The sequence below is a fragment of the Pontibacter toksunensis genome (genome assembly GCF_042686245.1).
Lineage (GTDB): Bacteria > Bacteroidota > Bacteroidia > Cytophagales > Hymenobacteraceae > Pontibacter > Pontibacter toksunensis.
Genome location: NZ_JBHUOX010000002.1, coordinates 180,002 through 197,768 on the forward strand (window position 1 = coordinate 180,002; position 17,767 = coordinate 197,768).

Consider the following 17,767-nt stretch of genomic DNA (forward strand, 5'->3'; position numbering starts at 1 on the left):
GTTTATACTTAAACAACAGAAAGTAAAGAATTCGTTTTTGAGCTAAAAAGTGGCTCTTCCAAGCCATATCAATACCTATGTCTTCAACAGAACCCAATGACTTCTTTAGAAAGAGGCGCACCTTCGTGGAGATAAAAAGGGAGGTCCTGGGAAAATACTTTGATAACTGGTGCGACATCCGGCTAGCCGCCATGCATGACGAAGCCAAAGATGCCTTGCTGTACATTGATCTGCATGCCGGAGTTGGACGAGACACAGCGGAAAAAAATTTAATTAATTTGGGCACAGAAGGAGCTATCTACAAAAGCATTCTTAAAAGGCCGCTGCTTAACAGAGTGATGCGTACCTTTTTGCATGATAAGGAGAGAGCTACGGTGGACCAGGTGATTGAGAGCTTGGAGGCACTTCCATTCTACCAGGATATGGTTCATCCTCCCTTACCTCTAACTACAGCTGAAAATAAAACCGCTATGAGAGAGCTTTTGGATACTGGCTGCCGCTCCATGCTGTTCCTTGACCCATTCCGTAGCGGTTATGGCCAGCAAATGCTGGTGCAGGCTACCAGCACATTGCACTCTGACCTGTTGATGCTGCTTAACCCGGATAATATTATGAGGGCTGTAACTGGCAGAAAGGTAAGTAAGCCGCTAGCGGAAATTTTTGGAGCGCGACTACAGAAAATAAGTCACTACTGCAGAAAGGAAAAGGATAATTACAGGCGGCAGGAGTTGATAATAGACAACTTTGTGGGGGCACTACAGGAAAAAGGCCACCTTACGCTCTTGTACAAGGTAAACCTCCCTGAGATGGAGCAGCCCAATCACTACCTGCTCTTCTCCTCCCCGGACAACCTTGCTTACAGAGGCTTCAAGGAAACTATCCTACCCTATGCTACCTACCAGGAGGATGGGGTCCCGGTTTATACTGCGAACGAGTTTCTTCAGCCCCAGCTTTCTTTTTTTGAGCAGCGCCCTGAGTATACGCTTCTCAACCTGGTGGAGCGCCTGAAGAACCAGTCAGCACTTTACAAGTACAAGTCCATTGAGAAGATTTATGAACTCGACGGTTGCGGCACCAATTACATCAGAGAAAATTATGTGGCTGCCTTTGAGCAACTACGGAAGGAGGGAAAAATAGAATTGCTGAACGCTAAAACCATGCAGACGATCAGGCTGCCTACCCCTGCATCGGTGGTGAAGTACAGGCTGTAGGGGTTATCTCCAGGTACAGTGTATTTGGATGTTCTCCTTACCTTCTGTTTTCTACGGTAACTGCAACTAACAAAAGGACTGATGCAAACAACGCTACAATAGATAGAAGGCTACCTCCTACTTTAAAAAGTTTCTCACTTCCTATCTTATGTACTTTTACCGCCTGTTCCAGATGGATGGTCTTTGGATTTCTGGTATCTATTTCAAATTCAACCACGTCTTTTCGTTTATAATCACCTGCAGAACCTTCGAACCAGACAAGGGACTCTACCTTTTTAAGATTACCCGAAGGAGAATTCTCCTTATAAACACCAACCAGGTATAGGACCCTGCTTTCCTGTGATCCGCCCTCCCTGGTGCTGCTGGTACCAGTTTGGGTTGTTCCCGATACACTAGCACTCATGAGCGTAGACTGGCTTACATAGCTCATTGGTTTGATGGCAACAACTGTTCCTTGTGGCATAATGTTATAAAATATAGTTCGACAGATATTAGTCAATAGAGTAGCAGGCGTTGCAAAAAAGCTTGTTTTGCGACGCCACCCGTCTCTTAAAAATTTACAACTAGTATGGTGTTAGCACAGCTTTGCTTGTAGATTGCCGTCTGCTGTGTCTATAATTTTTACTTTAACCTTATCTCCCACACTCTTCAGGCTGCTCTCTCCTTCTTCATCAAATGAAGCAAGTTGTCCTGCATACTTACCGTTCAGGATTTGGACTTCTCCACCTTGCCTGGTCTGGTGTAGTTTTTCCTCTGTTGAGCCATCATTGGCGGCAAAACTTTGTGGTTTTATGGCAACGACTGTCCCTTGTGGCATAACGATATATGTGTTTAGGTAAAAAAACAAGAACCATAGCTATAACAGCATGCAACTACTAATCTTAACAGTGCCTGTAAATGGCTTTAAGTGGTTTAACAACCCGTTAGGTCCACCATTATTTTCCCATTATCTGTGCTGAGTATTTTTAGATTCACCTTTTCCCCCACTTTTTTCCCGCAGCAACGTCCTTCATGGTTGAAGTGGGCAATCTGCTTGTTATACTCTCCCTCTAATATTTGTACTTCCCCACTACATGTATTGTGGTAAGATGCTTCTTCTGTTAAAGCTGTGTCTCCAGAGTGCGAGTCATCAGCAAGTGCAATGGGCCTCATGGCGATTATTTTTCCTTGTATCATGTTCTAATGTGGTTTGATTGGTTAAAAACTTTCAATGTCAAAACGAATGCGGTAAATTGAGGTCAATCGTTCTTGCGCATTCTCACTTACACATCTTTCTTAATGTGTATTTTATTTATATACCTAAAAGGTTTTTTCTCATAAAAGAACTTCACTCTTGTCGAGCTAGAACTATCACAATTACCTTCAGCTATTCCAGAAGGATATTCACCTTTTGGTAAGATGAAGAGCATCTTTTTACCAGCTTCCAGCTCTGTATCACCCTCTATATCACATATTTCTACCACTCCTATATCCAGTGCTTCTCCTGTATTCTCCTGAATAAAGGTTTGAAGCGCTTTGAGCCACTCAAGTTCGGTGGGCATATTTGTGGGAGCGATAGTGTCAAAACTTGGCTTGATGGCAACAACTGTTCCTTGGGGCATAGTACAGAATTTTAAGGGGTTAGGTTTAAGCAAAAATGAATAAATCAATTAACTCAAATAAAAATACAAAAATTAATCTAAAAGGATATATTTCGTATATATATTTATAATTATTTCACCACAACATATCACCATGTTAAAATATTTTATATCCTGTATTTTATATTTAACATGCAGCCTTGAAATGATGGCGCAGTTAGGAGACCCTTTTGTACATACCTTCCCACCTTCAGCTTATCAAAGTGATGCGTATGTTTCCAGTCCACAGAACTGGGGAATAATTCAGGATAACAGGGGCATCATGTATGTGAGCAATACGAGTGGTGTATTAGAGCATGATGGTTATTCATGGCAGCTGGTAGGCGGGACAGGGTATAATGGCCGCTTTAAAGTGGCTAAGAACAGCGAAGGCAAAATATATGTAGGCAGCAAAGATAACTTAGGATATCTTGCTCCGGACACAACCGGTAAAATGCAGTTCGTTTCTTTACTGCCCTACCTGAAAAATAAATACCCTGAGGTAAATGTAAATAGTATAGCAGCCCTGGGGCGCGATATATATTTCAATACAGAGAATAATCTTTTCCTGTGGTCTGGTAACAAGTTTAATGTTTGGGAAAACAAAGCAGGAATCACCCGTATTTTTCCCAGCCAGAATAAATTATATGCAATAGACAAAGAAAAAGGGCTGAGCGTGCTGGAAAATGGCGGCTTTAAAGCACTGCCTGGCGGCGAGAGCCTCAAAAATCTAGAGGTTACTGCCCTTCTTCCTCTTCCGCCCACAACAGATTCAAATCTAAACTTCTTTGTAGTCACACATGAAAATGGCTTATATTCCTACAAAAACCAGGCGCTGAAAAAGCTGGATGCTAAACCTGCTAAAGTTCTGGATGATGAAAGATTTATGCATGGATTAACTTTAGCCGATGGTAACATTGCCTTGGCTACCGTTTCAAATGGGGTAGTGATCATGAGCCACGATGGCCAGGTAATAAACTTTATAGACCAGGAAAATGGCTTAGGTGATAATGCTGTTATAAGCCTCTACATAGATAAGGAAGGAGGGTTATGGGCTGCCTTGAACAAGGGCATCAGCCGCATAAATTACCCTTCGCCTGTCACTTACCTGGACGAGACATCAGGCTTAGATGGAATTGTGCTTGAGATCCTTAAGAAAGATCAATTCTTGTATGCTGGTACGGCCTCCGGTTTATACATATTAAATGAAAAAGATGTGTTACCGACTTTTCAAAAGCTGCCACAGTTACAAAGAGAGGTTTGGAAAATGCTAGATCTGGGTAACTCGATCTTAATTTTAAATCCGTTGGGTGTGTATGAGCTGAAAGGAAAGAATCTGGAGAGAATATCTCCTCCAACTGAGAACATCGAATATAAAACTGTATACCGGTCAGGCAACAACCAGAACAAGTTTTACATAGGCACCACCAAAGGATTGTTTGTTATGACACATCAGAGAGGGAAGTGGAGTGGGAAGGGAAAATTAAAGATGTGAACCATGATGTCCTTTATCTTGCAGCGGACGAGAACGATTTACTGTGGGCATCAAGCGACATAAATATATCCGCTGTTGATGATTCAGAGGAATACGCTCTACAACCGCCTGTACGGAACTTTCGGCCATCTACGAGCCAAGTTAAAGAACTGGGCAAATTTCAGGCACGAAACATAAACGGAAAAGTGTACTTTGGTACAAGCAAAGGAATCTACAGCTTCCAGGCTTTTGGAGATCGTTTAAAGTTGATGCCTGATGCCACCTTCGGAGCCAGGTTCGCAGATGGCTCACGCGAGGCAATAAACTTGAAGGAGAATAAATCAGGACATATATGGTTAACCTCTGAGTTCCGCACCGGGCAACTACGCAAGTTACAGGATAAAGCCTATGTGTGGGATACCATTCCGCTAAGTAAAATGCCACGCGTAGATGTTTGGACGATTTACACAGACGCTGGGGGAATTGTTTGGCTCGGTACCACCGAGGGAATTTTTCGCTACAACCCGCATTATAGCAAAGATTACAAAATACAGCCGCAAACTGTCTTGAGAAAAGTGAAGCTATCAGGCGATTCAACGGTGTTTTTCGGATCCTTTGCAAACAAAGGTGCCATAAGCATGAAGCAGTCAGAGCGGTTTAAGTTTAAGCTGCCTCATGCCGTCCGTTCTATCAGCTTTGAATATGCAGCAACTTCTTTTGAAGCACCAGGTCAGCACCTTTACTCTTACATGCTGGAAGGCGAAGACAAAAAGTGGTCGCACTGGACCTCTGAGACAAAAAAAGAATTTACGGGCCTCGACGAGGGGCACTATACTTTTAAAGTAAAATCGAAGAATATCTATGGCTCAGTTAGCCCGGTTTCAACCTTTGAGTTCGAGTCCCTGCCTCCTTTTTACCGCACCTGGTGGGCCTATACTTTTTATGTCGTTCTGTGGGGACTGATAGTCTGGGCTATCATCAGGGTAAAGCACCAGAACCTAATCGAATCAAAAAAAAGCCTTGAAAAGCTAGTGCATGAACGAACCGCGCAGTTAGAGGCGGAAAAGAAAAAATCAGATGACCTGCTTCTGAACATTCTACCAGTTGAAACTGCAGAAGAACTGAAAGTAAACGGCCGCACCGTAGCGCTGAGATATGAAAGAGTGACCGTCCTGTTTACTGATTTCAAGGATTTCACTCAGATAAGTGAGGACCTGACACCAGAAGAATTGGTAGCAGTAATTGATTTTTATTTTTGCGCCTTCGACAAGATCATTTCAAAGTATAACATCGAGAAAATCAAAACAATTGGGGATGCCTATATGTGTGCGGGAGGTATCCCGAATCCTGATGCCAATACCCCCGCCGATGTAGTGAAGGCCGGGTTGGAAATTTTAGCTTTTGTGGAAAACCTGAACCCCGAGAACCAGTTCAAGAAACACCGGTTCGAAATCAGGATCGGCATACACACTGGACCAGTAGTGGCCGGTATAGTAGGCACGAAAAAGTTCGCCTATGATATCTGGGGTGATACTGTTAACACCGCCTCCCGCATGGAGTCCAGCTGCCAGGAAGGAAAGGTGAACATTTCAGGAGCGACCTATGAGCTCGTAAAAGATGAGTTTATTTGTTCGTATCGTGGCAAAGTAGATGCGAAAAATAAAGGCGAAATCGATATGTACTTTGTAGAAGCGATTGTTACTCAACCAGAAATTATACAGGTCTGACACTCTTACCTCCTTCTCCCCCAACTGTATAAAAGTGTAAAACTTTCAAATTCAACGTTTTTTTGACTGTGTTCCATGTCTAAAGTTCCTCCAGCGGTTCTAGCGAATCTATAAAACAGGTGCTTTGCCACATCATCAAGCTAATTAGCAAACGTCATATCAGCTAAAGTTTCCGTATCAGAAATACATAATGACAATGAAACGATTGGAAACAAACTGGAACACATGAAGGAAGCATTGATCCTTTCATTAGGAAGCATAAACAAAGACATACAAGTGAGAACCGAACGCTGGCCTGAACCTGGAGAAACTCTCTTAGCGCAGGAGTTCATGACGTTAGGAGGCGGTAAGGCGGCCAACCGCGCATTCCTGGCTCGCAAACTGGGAGCGCCTGCTCTGTTACTGGCCCGCACAGGAGACGACCACGAAGCCAAGGGTGCGCTGCGTCCATTAGAAGAGATAGGTGTTAACCTGGAGCATGTAAAGCCAATACAAGGGGAGCACACCGGGCTTTCAATGATTGTGGTGCGCTCTGACGGTAAGAAAACTATTATTCTCTCTGCCAACGTAAATCAGAACTGGGAGCAGGAAGGGCCTGAACTGGTGAAGCAGGCTATTTCAGAGGCGCCGAATAACTCTGTGCTGTCCGTGGACTTGGAAATACCCGCTGTTGTGGTAAAGCAAGCGCTTAAAGCAGCAAAGAAAAGAGGTTTTACGGTAGTTCTGGATCCTTCCCCCACCGATGCCCTTGAGGAGGAATACTATGAAACTGCAGATTTCTTAACACCGAATAAATCTGAAGCTGAAGCAATAGTGGGATTCAAAATAAAGAACAAGGAGGATGGCTTCAGGGCATGTAAGGCTATTCAGGAGAAAGGTGCACGCAACGTCATCATAAAATTGGGAAAAGAAGGCTATGTAATGCTTTCAGAAGACGAGCAGCACTTTGTTCCGGCACCGAATGTAGCGGTAACAGACACAACGGGTGCCGGAGATGCGTTTGCCGGTGCACTCACCTTTGCGCTCTGGGATGGTCAGGAGGCCTCAGATGCCTTGCGCTTTGCTGTCACCGCGTCGTCGCTTGCTACAGAAACCTATGGGTCGCAGCCAGCATACCCCGACAAAGCAACCATAGAAAGAAAAATGGCTGAGTTTGATTTGTAGCAAACCTGCTACCGTATCTCTCCGGTCAGGCTTTGCCTTTCTTTACCAGTTGGCCCAGCACGTAGGCCATTATCGTAACAAAGGCAAGGGAAAGCACACCTGCGCTTGTAAGCACCACGACATAATAGCTAATGGAATCACCTTCCTTGTCCAGCAGCAGCTTTACAGCCGTAACAATGGCAGCAGAAACAAAGAGACTCAACCAGAAGACAACCTTCCGCCTTAGCGAAAACGGAGTGAATGTTAGGGAAGGCTGCTTCTTTCGCCATATCACCCATATCAGGAAGAGAAGTCCTAAAACTGACCCGGCCCTTTCGATCAGCATATGGAGCGGTGTGACGACAGGACCAATGTGTATCTTCTGAGAGAAAAAAGAGGGAGATATATAATACACAAAACCATCTGGCTTTGTAAAGTCGTCCCAGAACAAGTGCGATAAAATACCTGCAACAGAAGAGACCAGAAACAAAAACCAGTGTCTCTTTAGATAACTCAGAAAGTCATAAGGCAAGAAATCACTGTACTTCTTATCCAGAGGAGCAGGGAAATGCAGTATCAGAACGTTTCGGGCCCAAAGATGAAAAGCGAGGGCGATAAAAAAAGAAAGCGGGATGTCAAGTATAAATATTCCAGCCAGGGTATGGCCAAAGTCAGCGCTGCCTCCCATCTTCAGGAAATAAACAAAGTCCGGTGCAATGCTACCCACCACCAAACCGGTTGTGGAAAACCACTCTGGCTTTAGAGCCTTCAGGGGAAGAGCGATGGCAGGATGAGAAAAGGTAAACGGCATCAGGTAGCTATACGGGAAGTATTACACCAGGGGTAGCAGCAGCGTAAATTCAGTGAATTCCCCTTCCTCAGACGCAACATGTATTTCTCCCCCATGGCCTTTGGTAATAATGTCGTAGCTGATGGAGAGGCCGAGCCCGGTACCTTGTCCGGTTGGCTTTGTGGTGAAAAAAGGCTGGTAGATTTTGTCCTGTACTTCTTTGGGAATGCCAGCACCGTTGTCTCTTACTGTGATTTCAACCTGGCCATTCTTATGGGCAGTGCGCACTAACAGTTCCGGTAGATAACCGTTCTCAGTTTGCCTGAGCTTTTTCTGGGTAGCATAAAAGGCATTGTTGTAGAGGTTGAGCAGCACCCGACCCATACCCTGTGGTACCACATTCACTTTGCCCAGGTGCTCATCAAAATGTGTTGTCAGTTTAGCGGCAAAGCTTTTATCCTTCGCCCGAAAGCCATGGTACGACAGGCGCAAGTATTCATCAGCTAAAGCATTCAGCTCCACCGGCTGCTTTTCCCCACCTGATGCCCTGGAGTGCTCGAGCATATCCTTTACAATGCTATCGGCTCTTTTTCCGTGGTGGCGTATCTTCGTCAAATTCTGCTGCAGAACCGTGATGATTTCTGCTTCTACCCCGGCATTTCCCGACTCCTTCTGCCTTTCTTCCTGCAGTTCCTCTATCAACTCCAGACTTACCTCCGAAAAGTTGTTCACAAAGTTCAGGGGGTTTTGTATTTCATGCGCAACACCGGCAGTAAGTTCACCCAGCGACGCCATTTTTTCAGCCTGTATCAACTGCTGCTGCGTATTCTGCAGCTGGTCGTATGTTTTCTTAAGCTCTATGTGGCGGAGGCGATGTATTTCCGCTGCTTTTTTCTCAGCTTCTATCTGGCTGGAGAGCTCCAGGTTCTTCAGTTTTGCACTGGCAGAAAGGTTAATGACTTCTTCCTTGTTGAGGTGGAACTGCTCATAGTAAATCAAAGCCTGCTCAAAATTTCCAGTCCTTTTATATACTTCCGATAATGCAAAGTATACATCATGAATCTGGTATTTCAGGTTTGCACCGATAGCAGTGGACAGGGCTTGCTTCAGGTAAGCGATGGCTTCTTCAAACCTTTCCGTTACCATGTAAACCTTCGCCATGCTGGTGCACAAACGGCAGTAATTAGCCGGAAACGGATTAGAATGTTGCTTTGCCTGAGCTAACGCCTCAGAAAAAAGTGCTTCCGCTTCACGGAGCCTGTTCATGCCTGTGTACAAATCACCAAGGTAGTTCATCGATACCAGCCACCCATGCACTTCCCCTATCTCCTTCCGTATAGCCAGGCTTTCAAGAAAATGCACTTCTGCCTGCTCGTACTGCTGCTGTTTTTGCTCTATTATAGCGAGGCCTCCCAAAACAGCACCAACTCCAGCTTGGTCATTTAGCTGCTTACTGATTCCTAAGCTCCTGGAATAGTATGCAGCGGCTTCGTTGTAGTTGCCAAATTGAATACTGATATAGCCTAATTGCATGAGGCATCTTGCCTCGCCTTCCTTATCACCAACAGACTGCCGTAACAGAAGGCTTTGCTGAAAGGACTCCAGTGCCTGATTGTAATCACCTATACTTCTGAATATGGTACCTAAATTATACAATGCACGTCCCTGCCCCTGTTTATCATGCAGCTCATCAAATATGCCGGAAGCTTTACTGATTATCTGTAGGGCCGCACTATAGTTAGCCAGCACCATTTCGGCAAAGCCCTGGTTCAGGTAAGCTTCGGCTAACCCTTTTTCATAGGCTGCCTCATCCGCAAGCACAATGGCTTCATTGCTTCTTTGCAGTGACAAAGATGTATCCGTATGCCGGAGTTCATAAGAAAGGCGGTTTAATAGGTCAACTTTTGCAACTGTATCCTCGGAGTTTCGCAGTTGCTCTTCCAGAAGTTGAGTACTTTCGGATATTGCGCTCACACGCCAAATTGTGTCAGGTGATAATCAGCATGCGCATACGCCAGATATCCCCAGTCGTCTCTGCTCATTTTGCCAAAGGCAGTATGACTTTTATTCAAGGCAGGTGTGTTGATAATGCGTTCTACGGTGGCTTTATATCTTTTCTTTTCAGATTCTATGTCCTCGACGGGTATACCTAATGCGACCACATCTACCTCCGGAAAAGTCTGAATCTTTCCCTTTTCGCGTCCCGGAGGTTTAATGTTGCTCAAAAACATCCACTTAAACAGGGTGCGAGTTAACATATTACTCCTGTCAGGCATCGGTATCTCTTCAAAAGCCATGCGGTTTGCCTCTGCAAGGTGACGAATCATTTGTGTGGCTGTCAGCTTGCCCCACTTTCCTTTCATATCGGTGCTTAGCCTATCCACCCGTTCGAAAAGCAGCGGTTTTACCTCAGGTTCAAAAATGCTATGCTTCATCTGAAAAAGATATTTTTAGCCAATAAATCGCGTTGACTGAGAATTGGTACCTTTCAAAAAACAAAATGATTTGTAGTCCTAAAATATAATATATTTTTCACATTCTGTCATAAATTTTATAAGAGTTTTATATGCTCCTGCAGCAAAAAATCCGGTGTTCTAGTTACGCTGCAGGGGCACAGTTGACTATAAATTATAACAAACTACCTCTTACTAATATCGCTTAAAAGGTTTTTAGATTTAACCAGACGGACAAACTCTGCACGATAGCCTTCTTTGTCTTCTCCCAAGGCACCCTCCGCTAATTCCAGTACCTGTGCATAAGTGGCACTGCCTTTAAACTCCGAGTCGCGGAGCAGCATGCCGAAGGCAGCCACAGCAGCGGAGAAACGAAAATCGTCGGAAGTAGTATTTGCAGGAACTGCTTTCGTTGAAACAGTGGAGGTGATAAGCTTGCTCTGGCTGCTTTCCGGATCTTTGTAGCGCAGCTTCAGCGTCAGGAGTTCATCTGTTGCAGCGGCCCCGGCACTTAATTTAGTTTCCTGGTACTTCAGGTCGTCCACCTTACCTGTGGCTGTATCAGAATTCTTTGCGTTGGCGGGCACTATCTCATAAAGCGCCGTTACGGTATGGCCTGAACCTAACTCTCCGGCATCTTTTTTATCATCATTGAAGTCCTCGTCCTGCAGGGCGCGGTTTTCATACCCAATCAGTCGGTACGCCTTTACTTTGGCAGGATTGAACTCCAGTTGCAGCTTTACGTCTTTGGCAATAGTGAAAAGCGTGCCGCCAAACTCGTTCACAAACACCTTCTTCGCTTCCAGTATGTTGTCTACATACGCATAATTCCCGTTGCCTTTGTCAGTAAGTTGCTCCATGCGGGAGTCTTTCAGGTTGCCGGTGCCGAAGCCGAGCACGGTCAGGTAGATACCTGTATCCCGCTTCTTTTCAATCAGCCGGGTTAGTTCACTGTCGCTGCTGATACCAACATTAAAGTCACCGTCGGTAGCCAGAATCACCCTGTTGTTACCGCCCTTTACAAACTGCTCCTGCGCCAAGGCATACGCCAGGTTAATGCCTGCCCCGCCTGCCGTAGAACCACCTGCCTCCAGCATCTCTATAGGCTGCATTATTTTGTCTTTGTTGTTGCCCGGAGTGGAAGGTAATACCATACCGGCAGCTCCCGCATATACTACAATAGCTACTTTGTCCTGTGGCCGCAACTGGTCTACCAGCAGCTTGAAGCCTGATTTAACGAGTGGCAACTTATCTGGAGTGTCCATCGACCCTGATACATCAATCAGGAACACCAGGTTCGCGGCAGGCAAGTTTTCTGTTGGAATGGCTTTGCCCTGCAGCCCGATGTGCAGCAGTTGGTTCTCCTTATTCCAGGGACATTCAGATAACTCTGTTATCACAGAGAAAGGTGCATCACCTGTTGGCTGCGGATAATCATATGAAAAATAGTTGATCATTTCTTCTATGCGTACTGCATCAACGGGTGGCTTCTGCCCATTGTTCAGGAAACGACGCACATTACTATAGGAGGCCTTATCCACGTCAATAGAAAAGGTTGAGAGCGGGGCCTTTTTTGCATCCTTGAAAGTACTTTCTTTGATGTAGTTATAGTTCTCGGTGTTGTGTCTGAGGACTTCTGCATCAGCCATAGAAACAGGTGCTCTTTGTACATTCACCCCGCTAGCGACTCCCTGTATCGTTGTATTTCCCCGAAACCGCACTTTCCGTTCTGTTCCGTAGCCCGCGACCACCACTTCTTGCAGTACCTGGTTGTCAGGTTTCAGTTGCACATCCACCACCTGCCGCTTTCCTACCTTCACCTCCTTTTGCTCATACCCGATATAGTCGAAAACAAGCGTCGCCTTATCGTCAGGCACTTTGATGGTATACTTCCCGAATTCATCGGTGGCAGCGCCTCTGCTAGTTCCTTTTATCGTAACGGTCACTCCGGGTAGGGCCGCATTGGTGGCAGCATCCCGTACAGTGCCGGCTACTGTTCTTTCCTGTGCCTCAGCGCGCAGCCCTACAAACAAGAGGGCCAGCAGCAACATGCAGATCGTTTTTTTCATGGTTATCGTGTTTTAGTTTCTTTCATGATGCAGTGTCTCTCACTTTTCCATAAAAAACTTTCACATTTTTTTCTCCTGCTTTTTCCTTTTCTTTAAGAAACAGTCTGCCACTATGCTGCCCATGTTTCTCAAGCTTTTCTCTAACTCAAAGCCGCCTCCGGACGACCTGGAGCTGGTGCGCCTTTACAGGGAGTCTGGAGACATGGAGCACCTGGGGGATTTGTTTCAGCGGCACACAGACATGGTCTACCTAGTGTGTATGAAATACCTGAAGGACGAAGAGGAAAGCAAAGATGCCACCATGCAGCTGTTTGAATACCTCGCTACGGCACTACTGAAACACGATATCTCTAATTTTAAGAGTTGGCTGCACGTTACCACCAAAAACCACTGCCTGATGCAGCTGCGGTCAAAGAAGAAACAGGAAAGCATAAAACAGGAAGAAACGAACGCATCTTTTATGGAAAATGAAGCTACTTCCCATCTTACAGAAGTAGCAGAACTGGAACAGGACGAAGAAGCGTTGATGAAGGGGCTAGCAGCCCTGCCCCCGGAGCAACGGGAATGTGTGGAGCTGTTTTACCTGCAGCAGAAAAGTTATAAAGAGATTGCCACCCTCACCGGATGCGAGCTAAACAAAGTAAAAAGCTATATCCAGAACGGGAAAAGAAACCTTAAAATTTACATGGAGAAGCACCATGCAGCACGATAAGCACCACATACTTCCGGAGGAAGGAGAACACCCTTCGATGGAACTGCTGCGGCAGTACCAGGAGGATGTACTGCCACCTGACCTCAGCCACCAGGTGGAAAAGCACCTGCTGGCTTGTGAGCTATGTGCTGACGTGCTAGAAGGAATGACTTTATCAGGTGCTGACGAAACCAAGGCGGCTGTAGGAGACATCAACCAAAGCATAGCAGGAAAAACAAAGCAGGAAAGAAAGGAAGCGGTTGTTCCGGCATGGCAAATAGCAGCAGCAGTCTTGTTATTGCTATGCGCTTCTTTTTTGGTGGTATACTATAATTACAACAGACTAACGCAGGAAGAAAACACAATTGCAGCAGAGCAGGAAATAGATAGGGCTATGGATTTATCTCTCCCTGCTGCTCCTGATATACTCACTGAAATACCAGATTCAGCCGGTGAATCAGAAAGAGAAAATATTGCGTCTGCGCCACCACCCACTGTTGTTTCGAAAAGGAACGTGCCGCCTATTACTAACCTTGATAGAGAAACAGTGAATAGCGTTGTAGAGAAGGAAGTAATGGATGAGGAGATCTTAGAAGAAGATGAACGCTATACCATAGAAGCGCTCCAAAAAATAGACACACCCTCTATTGTTGTAGCGTCCCCCGCTGTAGCAGACAGTAAAGTTTCTGCTACAGCGTCAGTACCGACTATAAAAGCAGATGCGCTTTCTATCGCACCGGAGAGCACCAGTGTAGCCAGGTCGCTACAAGGCAAAGCTCCGGGCATTGCCATACGGGGGCTTAGCACTTTAAGAGAAAACGATGCAGCGGGAAGGGTCGTGTCAGGTCAGGTATTGTCGGAGGATGGGCAGCCGCTGCCGGGGGTAACGGTACAACTCAAGGGCACCGGCACCGGCACTACAACGGATGCTGCAGGTAATTATGTTTTACCTGTAACTGGCAAAAAGCCAACGCTCCTATTTCAATACATCGGCTTTGCTTCCGCAGAAAAAGCCGTAGCGGAAAGCACCGCCACCATCGATGTGAACCTGTCGCCGGATAACAAGGCACTAAGCGAAGTGGTGGTGACAGGGTATAGCACTGCTACGGCAAGTGAGCCCCCTGCTGTAGTAGCCGCCAAACCTGCGTCCGGCCGAAAAGCTTATAGAAAGTACCTGAAAGAGAACCTCCGTATTACGGCAGATACTGAGGGCGAGCATGGAAGAGTGGTGGTGGGCTTCACCGTTACGGCCTCGGGTAAAATAAGCGAGGTGAAGGTGCTGAACAGCCTCTGCCCCGCCTGCGACGCCGAAGCTGTTCGTTTAGTAAAAGAAGGCCCTGCCTGGCATCCTGCAACACAGGCAGGAAACCCGATTCCGCAGCAGGTAAAGGTTTCAGTGCAGTTCAAACAGTAAGATCTTCAATATGCAAAGTTTGGAAAGCCAGTGGAGTGCATTAGCCTCAGAATATACAACTGATGTGCACCTGGTGCAGAAGCTATGGGAAGAGCTACACCGGAGTTATACTGCCAGTGGCCGGTATTACCACAACCTCACGCATATTGCAAACCTTCTGCATCTAACTAAAGAGCATCAAAGCTTTATCAGGGAAATAAATCTAGTTCGCTTTGCTGTTTTCTACCACGACATCGTCTACAAAACAACCCGAAGTGACAATGAGGAAAGAAGTGCAGCACTGGCAACTGAAAGGCTAAAGGAACTGCATGTTCCGCAAGAAGAGATAGATATGGTGCAGGTGATGATTTTAGCCACAAGAACACATCAACTGCATCAGGAAGAAGACATAAACTTACTCGTAGACTTTGACTTGTCTATTCTGGGTGCTGATTGGGAGAATTACGCCGCGTACAGCCAGCAAATAAGAAAAGAATACAGCCTATACCCTGACCTGCTTTACAACAATGGCCGTAAAAAAGTGCTGCAGCATTTCCTGAATCGGCCTTCCATTTATCTGACAGCGCTTTTCCAGGACAAACTGGAAGCACAGGCAAGGCAAAACCTGCAGCAGGAACTTGATTCCTATTGAAAATGCTATAGCCTTTTCATACTATTCTCGATGTTCCTGTTTGTTAGAGTCTGTCTTACTATTTACGTATATTATCTGTACCTTCATTTATTCTGAAATACACCGCTTTATGAAAAACATATTCAGATTCGTCTTCTTAGTTATATTTAGTCTTTCGTTTCATGCCGCAGGTGCGCAGACTAAAAAAGCAGATAATGCCCCAACCATAGCCCTGAACCATATTGCCATGTATGTGCACAACCTGGAGAAGAGCACTGCTTTCTATGAGAACGTGTTACAGCTGAAGCAGATTCCAGAGCCCTTCAAAGATGGCCGCCATACCTGGTTTACACTTGGCCCCGCTGGCCAGTTACACCTGATTCAGGGGGCAGAGCAGAATATAAAGCGTGATAAAAATGACCACCTCTGTTTTAGCGTTAACTCAATTGAGGACTTCATCGACAACCTAGACAAGCAACAGGTAACCTACACCAACTGGCCAGGTACAGCCAAAGCACCAACAGTACGTGTGGACGGTGTAAAGCAAGTGTACTTCCAAGATCCGGACGGCCATTGGATAGAAGTAAATAATGACACCTCCGTAAGAAAATAGCGCTCCAGCCTTCATACAGTTTAGGCTATACAAGGGCTTTTGTCCCAGCTGAACGTCCTGTACATTTCTGTTGGGCTATTAGCATTATTTCCTCCATCAAAGCCAGCTGTCAACGTAAGCAACAGGTCGCTCCGATGGCGGGGAGCTTTTCCCCTCTGTTCCTATCATATTCCCGTCCCGCTGAGACTGAAAGCATACCTTTAAAATTTCTCCTCTATTCCCAGCCCAAATAGTGCATAATCATACTTTACCGGGTCTTGCGGGTCAAAGGCTTTGAGGTGATTTGTTAACTCCGCGGCTGTTTCCCAATCCATGCCCTTACGCGTGATAAGGCCCAAGCGGCGGGCCACCCGCTCCACGTGCACATCGCAGGGGCATACCAGGTCACTCATTTGCATGGTGTCCCACAAGCCGAAGTCTACGCCTGCATTGTCTTTCCGCACCATCCAGCGCAGGTACATGTTCAGGCGCTTGCATGCTGAATTACGGGCAGGAGTGGCAATATGCTTGCGCGTACGCTGTGGCGCATCCTCCAGGCTAAATACCAGGTTATGGAAGTGCTCCAGCCTTTCTTTTTGGGTTTTATACTCATTTTGTTTCCCTGTAAAAGCTGTTTCCAGGGTATCGTGTTGCCGGTAGTACTGCTGAAAAAAGTAGATCAGGTATAGCAGGTCGGTATCGTTGAACGTGCGGTGCTTGAAACCTAAGAGGCGCTGCAGGTCCTGCTCCTGGTGGTGCAAAATAAACGCATGGGGCGCATTATCCATCAGGTCCATCAGCTTCAGGCAATTGTTGATGATGGTCTTACGCTGCCCCCACGCCAGTATGGCCGCAAAGAAACCGCTAATTTCTATATCCTGTTTTTTAGAGAAGCGGTGCGGAATGGAGACAGGGTCGTTGGGAATAAATGCAGGCTGGTTATACTTCTCAACCCGATCATCAAGCAAGGCTTTAATGGAAGATAGATCTTTATACATGGTAAAAAAATAGCAGCATGTTTGCACAGGCTGCTATGAATTGTGGTGTCTGTAAAATCTAAAAAAGGTATACCTCTGCAAGCAGCAGCTATACCTTTGAAATTTGCTTTAGTAGTTTGCCTCTGCTGCTGGCACATCAATAAGCAGGAATCTGGCATCGGCCCTGCCATGTAAGGAAACCACATCCAGGAATTCTAACCGTACCTGGTCGTTCTTGTCTACCTCCATGTTGTTCACAAGCATACTTCCGTCTATCACGTAAATAAGCGTTTTGCGTATCTTAAAGGTTTTAAAGTCATAGTTCTCGCCCTGCCCCAGGCTACCGTAATAGACAGTGGAGTTAGAGTTCATGTAGGTTACATTTTCCAGCACCTTCTGGCCTGTTACCAAAGGCACAAGGTCATTGCTGGTGTCCAGGAAGTCCAGCGACATGTGCTCATAAGAAGGAGCTAAACCCCGCTTGTTTGGCAGAAACCACAGCTGGAAAACATGAAGCGGGTTATCCGTGTTGTTGGTTGCGCTTACATTGATACCTGTACCGGCCGTAATGCGTTGCACACTACCTGCCTTCGCAGTTACTTCATGCCCCAGGTCATCTTTATAAGTAAGCTCACCATCCAGCACAACATTCACAATCTCCATCTCCGCATGCGGGTGAGAAGGAAAGCCAGCATGAGGCTTAATGATATCCTCGTTAAACACGCGCAAGGGGCCATACTCTACGTTTTTTGGGTCGTAGTAATCGGCAAAGGATAAAAGGTAAGTTGACTTAAGCCAGTCTCCTACTTCGGCATTGTGACGCTCGGCGGCGGTTATCAGTGTAATCATAGTTTTTTTCTGGTAGTATATAGTATGCAAACGAGCGTTTTTCGCTCCGGGCTTTGATATGGCTTTACGCATATTGTTATTTCTTGTTAACAAATAAGCTATTGCCGCAGCAACAGGCATAAAAAAAGCCTGATACCGCACGTACATG

The 17,767-nt window shown here is 45.9% G+C and carries 18 protein-coding genes; 8 read left to right on the plus strand and 10 right to left on the minus strand.

The window, feature by feature from the left end; all coding sequences use genetic code 11:
- Positions 1 to 77 precede the first annotated feature (77 nt).
- The gene (gene tcmP, locus ACFS7Z_RS03610; RefSeq protein ID WP_377481047.1) at positions 78 to 1,211 is read left to right on the plus strand and encodes a three-Cys-motif partner protein TcmP; all 1,134 of its coding nucleotides are present in this window, start codon (positions 78 to 80) and stop codon (positions 1,209 to 1,211) included.
- A 37-nt stretch (positions 1,212 to 1,248) separates the two neighbouring features.
- Here the strand turns inward: tcmP and ACFS7Z_RS03615 are convergent, their stop codons facing one another.
- The 4 genes from ACFS7Z_RS03615 to ACFS7Z_RS03630 all read right to left on the minus strand — a co-directional run bounded on the left by ACFS7Z_RS03615 (position 1,249) and on the right by ACFS7Z_RS03630 (position 2,812).
- A complete protein-coding gene (locus ACFS7Z_RS03615) occupies positions 1,249 to 1,674 on the minus strand; it encodes a hypothetical protein (protein ID WP_377481050.1) in 426 nt (141 codons plus the stop codon).
- Between the two features lie 111 nt (positions 1,675 to 1,785).
- Positions 1,786 to 2,028, minus strand: coding sequence for a hypothetical protein (locus tag ACFS7Z_RS03620; protein WP_377481052.1), 243 nt, complete (start codon positions 2,026 to 2,028; stop codon positions 1,786 to 1,788).
- A gap of 95 nt (positions 2,029 to 2,123) precedes the next feature.
- On the minus strand, positions 2,124 to 2,387 hold the full coding sequence (locus ACFS7Z_RS03625; RefSeq protein WP_377481056.1) for a hypothetical protein: 264 nt from the start codon (positions 2,385 to 2,387) through the stop codon (positions 2,124 to 2,126).
- Positions 2,388 to 2,473: 86 nt separating this feature from the next.
- On the minus strand, positions 2,474 to 2,812 hold the full coding sequence (locus tag ACFS7Z_RS03630; protein ID WP_377481059.1) for a hypothetical protein: 339 nt from the start codon (positions 2,810 to 2,812) through the stop codon (positions 2,474 to 2,476).
- Positions 2,813 to 2,996: 184 nt separating this feature from the next.
- Between ACFS7Z_RS03630 and ACFS7Z_RS03635 the strand changes: the two genes are divergently transcribed.
- From ACFS7Z_RS03635 to ACFS7Z_RS03645, 3 genes are all read left to right on the plus strand, one after another.
- Positions 2,997 to 4,325 carry a hypothetical protein gene (locus tag ACFS7Z_RS03635; protein ID WP_377481062.1) on the plus strand — a complete coding sequence of 443 codons (1,329 nt, stop codon included), beginning with the start codon at positions 2,997 to 2,999 and terminating at the stop codon, positions 4,323 to 4,325.
- Positions 4,322 to 6,031 (plus strand): adenylate/guanylate cyclase domain-containing protein, encoded by a 1,710-nt coding sequence (locus ACFS7Z_RS03640; RefSeq protein ID WP_377481065.1) that lies wholly within the window; start codon positions 4,322 to 4,324, stop codon positions 6,029 to 6,031. The genes ACFS7Z_RS03635 and ACFS7Z_RS03640 overlap by 4 nt, the downstream gene beginning before the upstream one ends.
- 225 nt (positions 6,032 to 6,256) lie before the next feature.
- Positions 6,257 to 7,195 carry a ribokinase gene (locus tag ACFS7Z_RS03645; RefSeq protein ID WP_377481068.1) on the plus strand — a complete coding sequence of 313 codons (939 nt, stop codon included), beginning with the start codon at positions 6,257 to 6,259 and terminating at the stop codon, positions 7,193 to 7,195.
- Positions 7,196 to 7,220: 25 nt separating this feature from the next.
- Here the strand turns inward: ACFS7Z_RS03645 and ACFS7Z_RS03650 are convergent, their stop codons facing one another.
- From ACFS7Z_RS03650 to ACFS7Z_RS03665, 4 genes are all read right to left on the minus strand, one after another.
- Entirely contained in the window at positions 7,221 to 7,985 is a 765-nt protein-coding gene (locus tag ACFS7Z_RS03650; RefSeq protein ID WP_377481071.1) for a DUF4184 family protein, read from the minus strand.
- A 21-nt stretch (positions 7,986 to 8,006) separates the two neighbouring features.
- Positions 8,007 to 9,938, minus strand: a complete 1,932-nt coding sequence (locus ACFS7Z_RS03655; protein ID WP_377481074.1) for a tetratricopeptide repeat protein — start codon at positions 9,936 to 9,938, stop codon at positions 8,007 to 8,009.
- Positions 9,935 to 10,399, minus strand: coding sequence for a DUF1569 domain-containing protein (locus tag ACFS7Z_RS03660; RefSeq protein ID WP_377481077.1), 465 nt, complete (start codon positions 10,397 to 10,399; stop codon positions 9,935 to 9,937). The genes ACFS7Z_RS03655 and ACFS7Z_RS03660 overlap by 4 nt, the downstream gene beginning before the upstream one ends.
- 203 nt (positions 10,400 to 10,602) lie before the next feature.
- A complete protein-coding gene (locus ACFS7Z_RS03665; protein WP_377481081.1) occupies positions 10,603 to 12,486 on the minus strand; it encodes a vWA domain-containing protein in 1,884 nt (627 codons plus the stop codon).
- 121 nt (positions 12,487 to 12,607) lie between these two features.
- Between ACFS7Z_RS03665 and ACFS7Z_RS03670 the strand changes: the two genes are divergently transcribed.
- The 4 genes from ACFS7Z_RS03670 to ACFS7Z_RS03685 all read left to right on the plus strand — a co-directional run bounded on the left by ACFS7Z_RS03670 (position 12,608) and on the right by ACFS7Z_RS03685 (position 15,814).
- Complete coding sequence (locus tag ACFS7Z_RS03670) at positions 12,608 to 13,198, plus strand: RNA polymerase sigma factor (RefSeq protein ID WP_377481742.1); 591 nt, start codon at positions 12,608 to 12,610, stop codon at positions 13,196 to 13,198.
- A complete protein-coding gene (locus ACFS7Z_RS03675) occupies positions 13,185 to 14,591 on the plus strand; it encodes a TonB family protein (RefSeq protein WP_377481084.1) in 1,407 nt (468 codons plus the stop codon). The genes ACFS7Z_RS03670 and ACFS7Z_RS03675 overlap by 14 nt, the downstream gene beginning before the upstream one ends.
- Positions 14,592 to 14,601: 10 nt before the next feature.
- Entirely contained in the window at positions 14,602 to 15,222 is a 621-nt protein-coding gene (locus tag ACFS7Z_RS03680; protein ID WP_377481087.1) for an HD domain-containing protein, read from the plus strand.
- Positions 15,223 to 15,331: 109 nt separating this feature from the next.
- Positions 15,332 to 15,814 carry a VOC family protein gene (locus ACFS7Z_RS03685; protein ID WP_377481090.1) on the plus strand — a complete coding sequence of 161 codons (483 nt, stop codon included), beginning with the start codon at positions 15,332 to 15,334 and terminating at the stop codon, positions 15,812 to 15,814.
- 200 nt (positions 15,815 to 16,014) lie between these two features.
- On the opposite strand, the gene ACFS7Z_RS03690 is transcribed toward ACFS7Z_RS03685, so the two are convergent.
- Positions 16,015 to 16,791, minus strand: a complete 777-nt coding sequence (locus ACFS7Z_RS03690; RefSeq protein WP_377481093.1) for a TIGR02757 family protein — start codon at positions 16,789 to 16,791, stop codon at positions 16,015 to 16,017.
- A gap of 108 nt (positions 16,792 to 16,899) precedes the next feature.
- Complete coding sequence (locus ACFS7Z_RS03695) at positions 16,900 to 17,619, minus strand: pirin family protein (RefSeq protein ID WP_377481096.1); 720 nt, start codon at positions 17,617 to 17,619, stop codon at positions 16,900 to 16,902.
- Positions 17,620 to 17,767: the final 148 nt, after the last annotated feature.

Bases quoted from the DNA above. Each gene is read 5' to 3' on its own strand.
- ACFS7Z_RS03695 (WP_377481096.1), bottom strand. From the start codon at position 17,619: ATGATTACACTGATAACCGCCGCCGAGCGTCACAATGCCGAAGTAGGA.
- ACFS7Z_RS03635 (WP_377481062.1), top strand. From the start codon at position 2,997: ATGATGGCGCAGTTAGGAGACCCTTTTGTACATACCTTCCCACCTTCA.
- ACFS7Z_RS03665 (WP_377481081.1), bottom strand. From the start codon at position 12,486: ATGAAAAAAACGATCTGCATGTTGCTGCTGGCCCTCTTGTTTGTAGGG.
- tcmP (WP_377481047.1), top strand. From the start codon at position 78: ATGTCTTCAACAGAACCCAATGACTTCTTTAGAAAGAGGCGCACCTTC.
- ACFS7Z_RS03685 (WP_377481090.1), top strand. From the start codon at position 15,332: ATGAAAAACATATTCAGATTCGTCTTCTTAGTTATATTTAGTCTTTCG.
- ACFS7Z_RS03690 (WP_377481093.1), bottom strand. From the start codon at position 16,791: ATGTATAAAGATCTATCTTCCATTAAAGCCTTGCTTGATGATCGGGTT.
- ACFS7Z_RS03615 (WP_377481050.1), bottom strand. From the start codon at position 1,674: ATGCCACAAGGAACAGTTGTTGCCATCAAACCAATGAGCTATGTAAGC.
- ACFS7Z_RS03660 (WP_377481077.1), bottom strand. From the start codon at position 10,399: ATGAAGCATAGCATTTTTGAACCTGAGGTAAAACCGCTGCTTTTCGAA.
- ACFS7Z_RS03680 (WP_377481087.1), top strand. From the start codon at position 14,602: ATGCAAAGTTTGGAAAGCCAGTGGAGTGCATTAGCCTCAGAATATACA.
- ACFS7Z_RS03675 (WP_377481084.1), top strand. From the start codon at position 13,185: ATGCAGCACGATAAGCACCACATACTTCCGGAGGAAGGAGAACACCCT.
- ACFS7Z_RS03670 (WP_377481742.1), top strand. From the start codon at position 12,608: ATGTTTCTCAAGCTTTTCTCTAACTCAAAGCCGCCTCCGGACGACCTG.
- ACFS7Z_RS03650 (WP_377481071.1), bottom strand. From the start codon at position 7,985: ATGCCGTTTACCTTTTCTCATCCTGCCATCGCTCTTCCCCTGAAGGCT.
- ACFS7Z_RS03630 (WP_377481059.1), bottom strand. From the start codon at position 2,812: ATGCCCCAAGGAACAGTTGTTGCCATCAAGCCAAGTTTTGACACTATC.
- ACFS7Z_RS03645 (WP_377481068.1), top strand. From the start codon at position 6,257: ATGAAGGAAGCATTGATCCTTTCATTAGGAAGCATAAACAAAGACATA.
- ACFS7Z_RS03620 (WP_377481052.1), bottom strand. From the start codon at position 2,028: ATGCCACAAGGGACAGTCGTTGCCATAAAACCACAAAGTTTTGCCGCC.
- ACFS7Z_RS03625 (WP_377481056.1), bottom strand. From the start codon at position 2,387: ATGATACAAGGAAAAATAATCGCCATGAGGCCCATTGCACTTGCTGAT.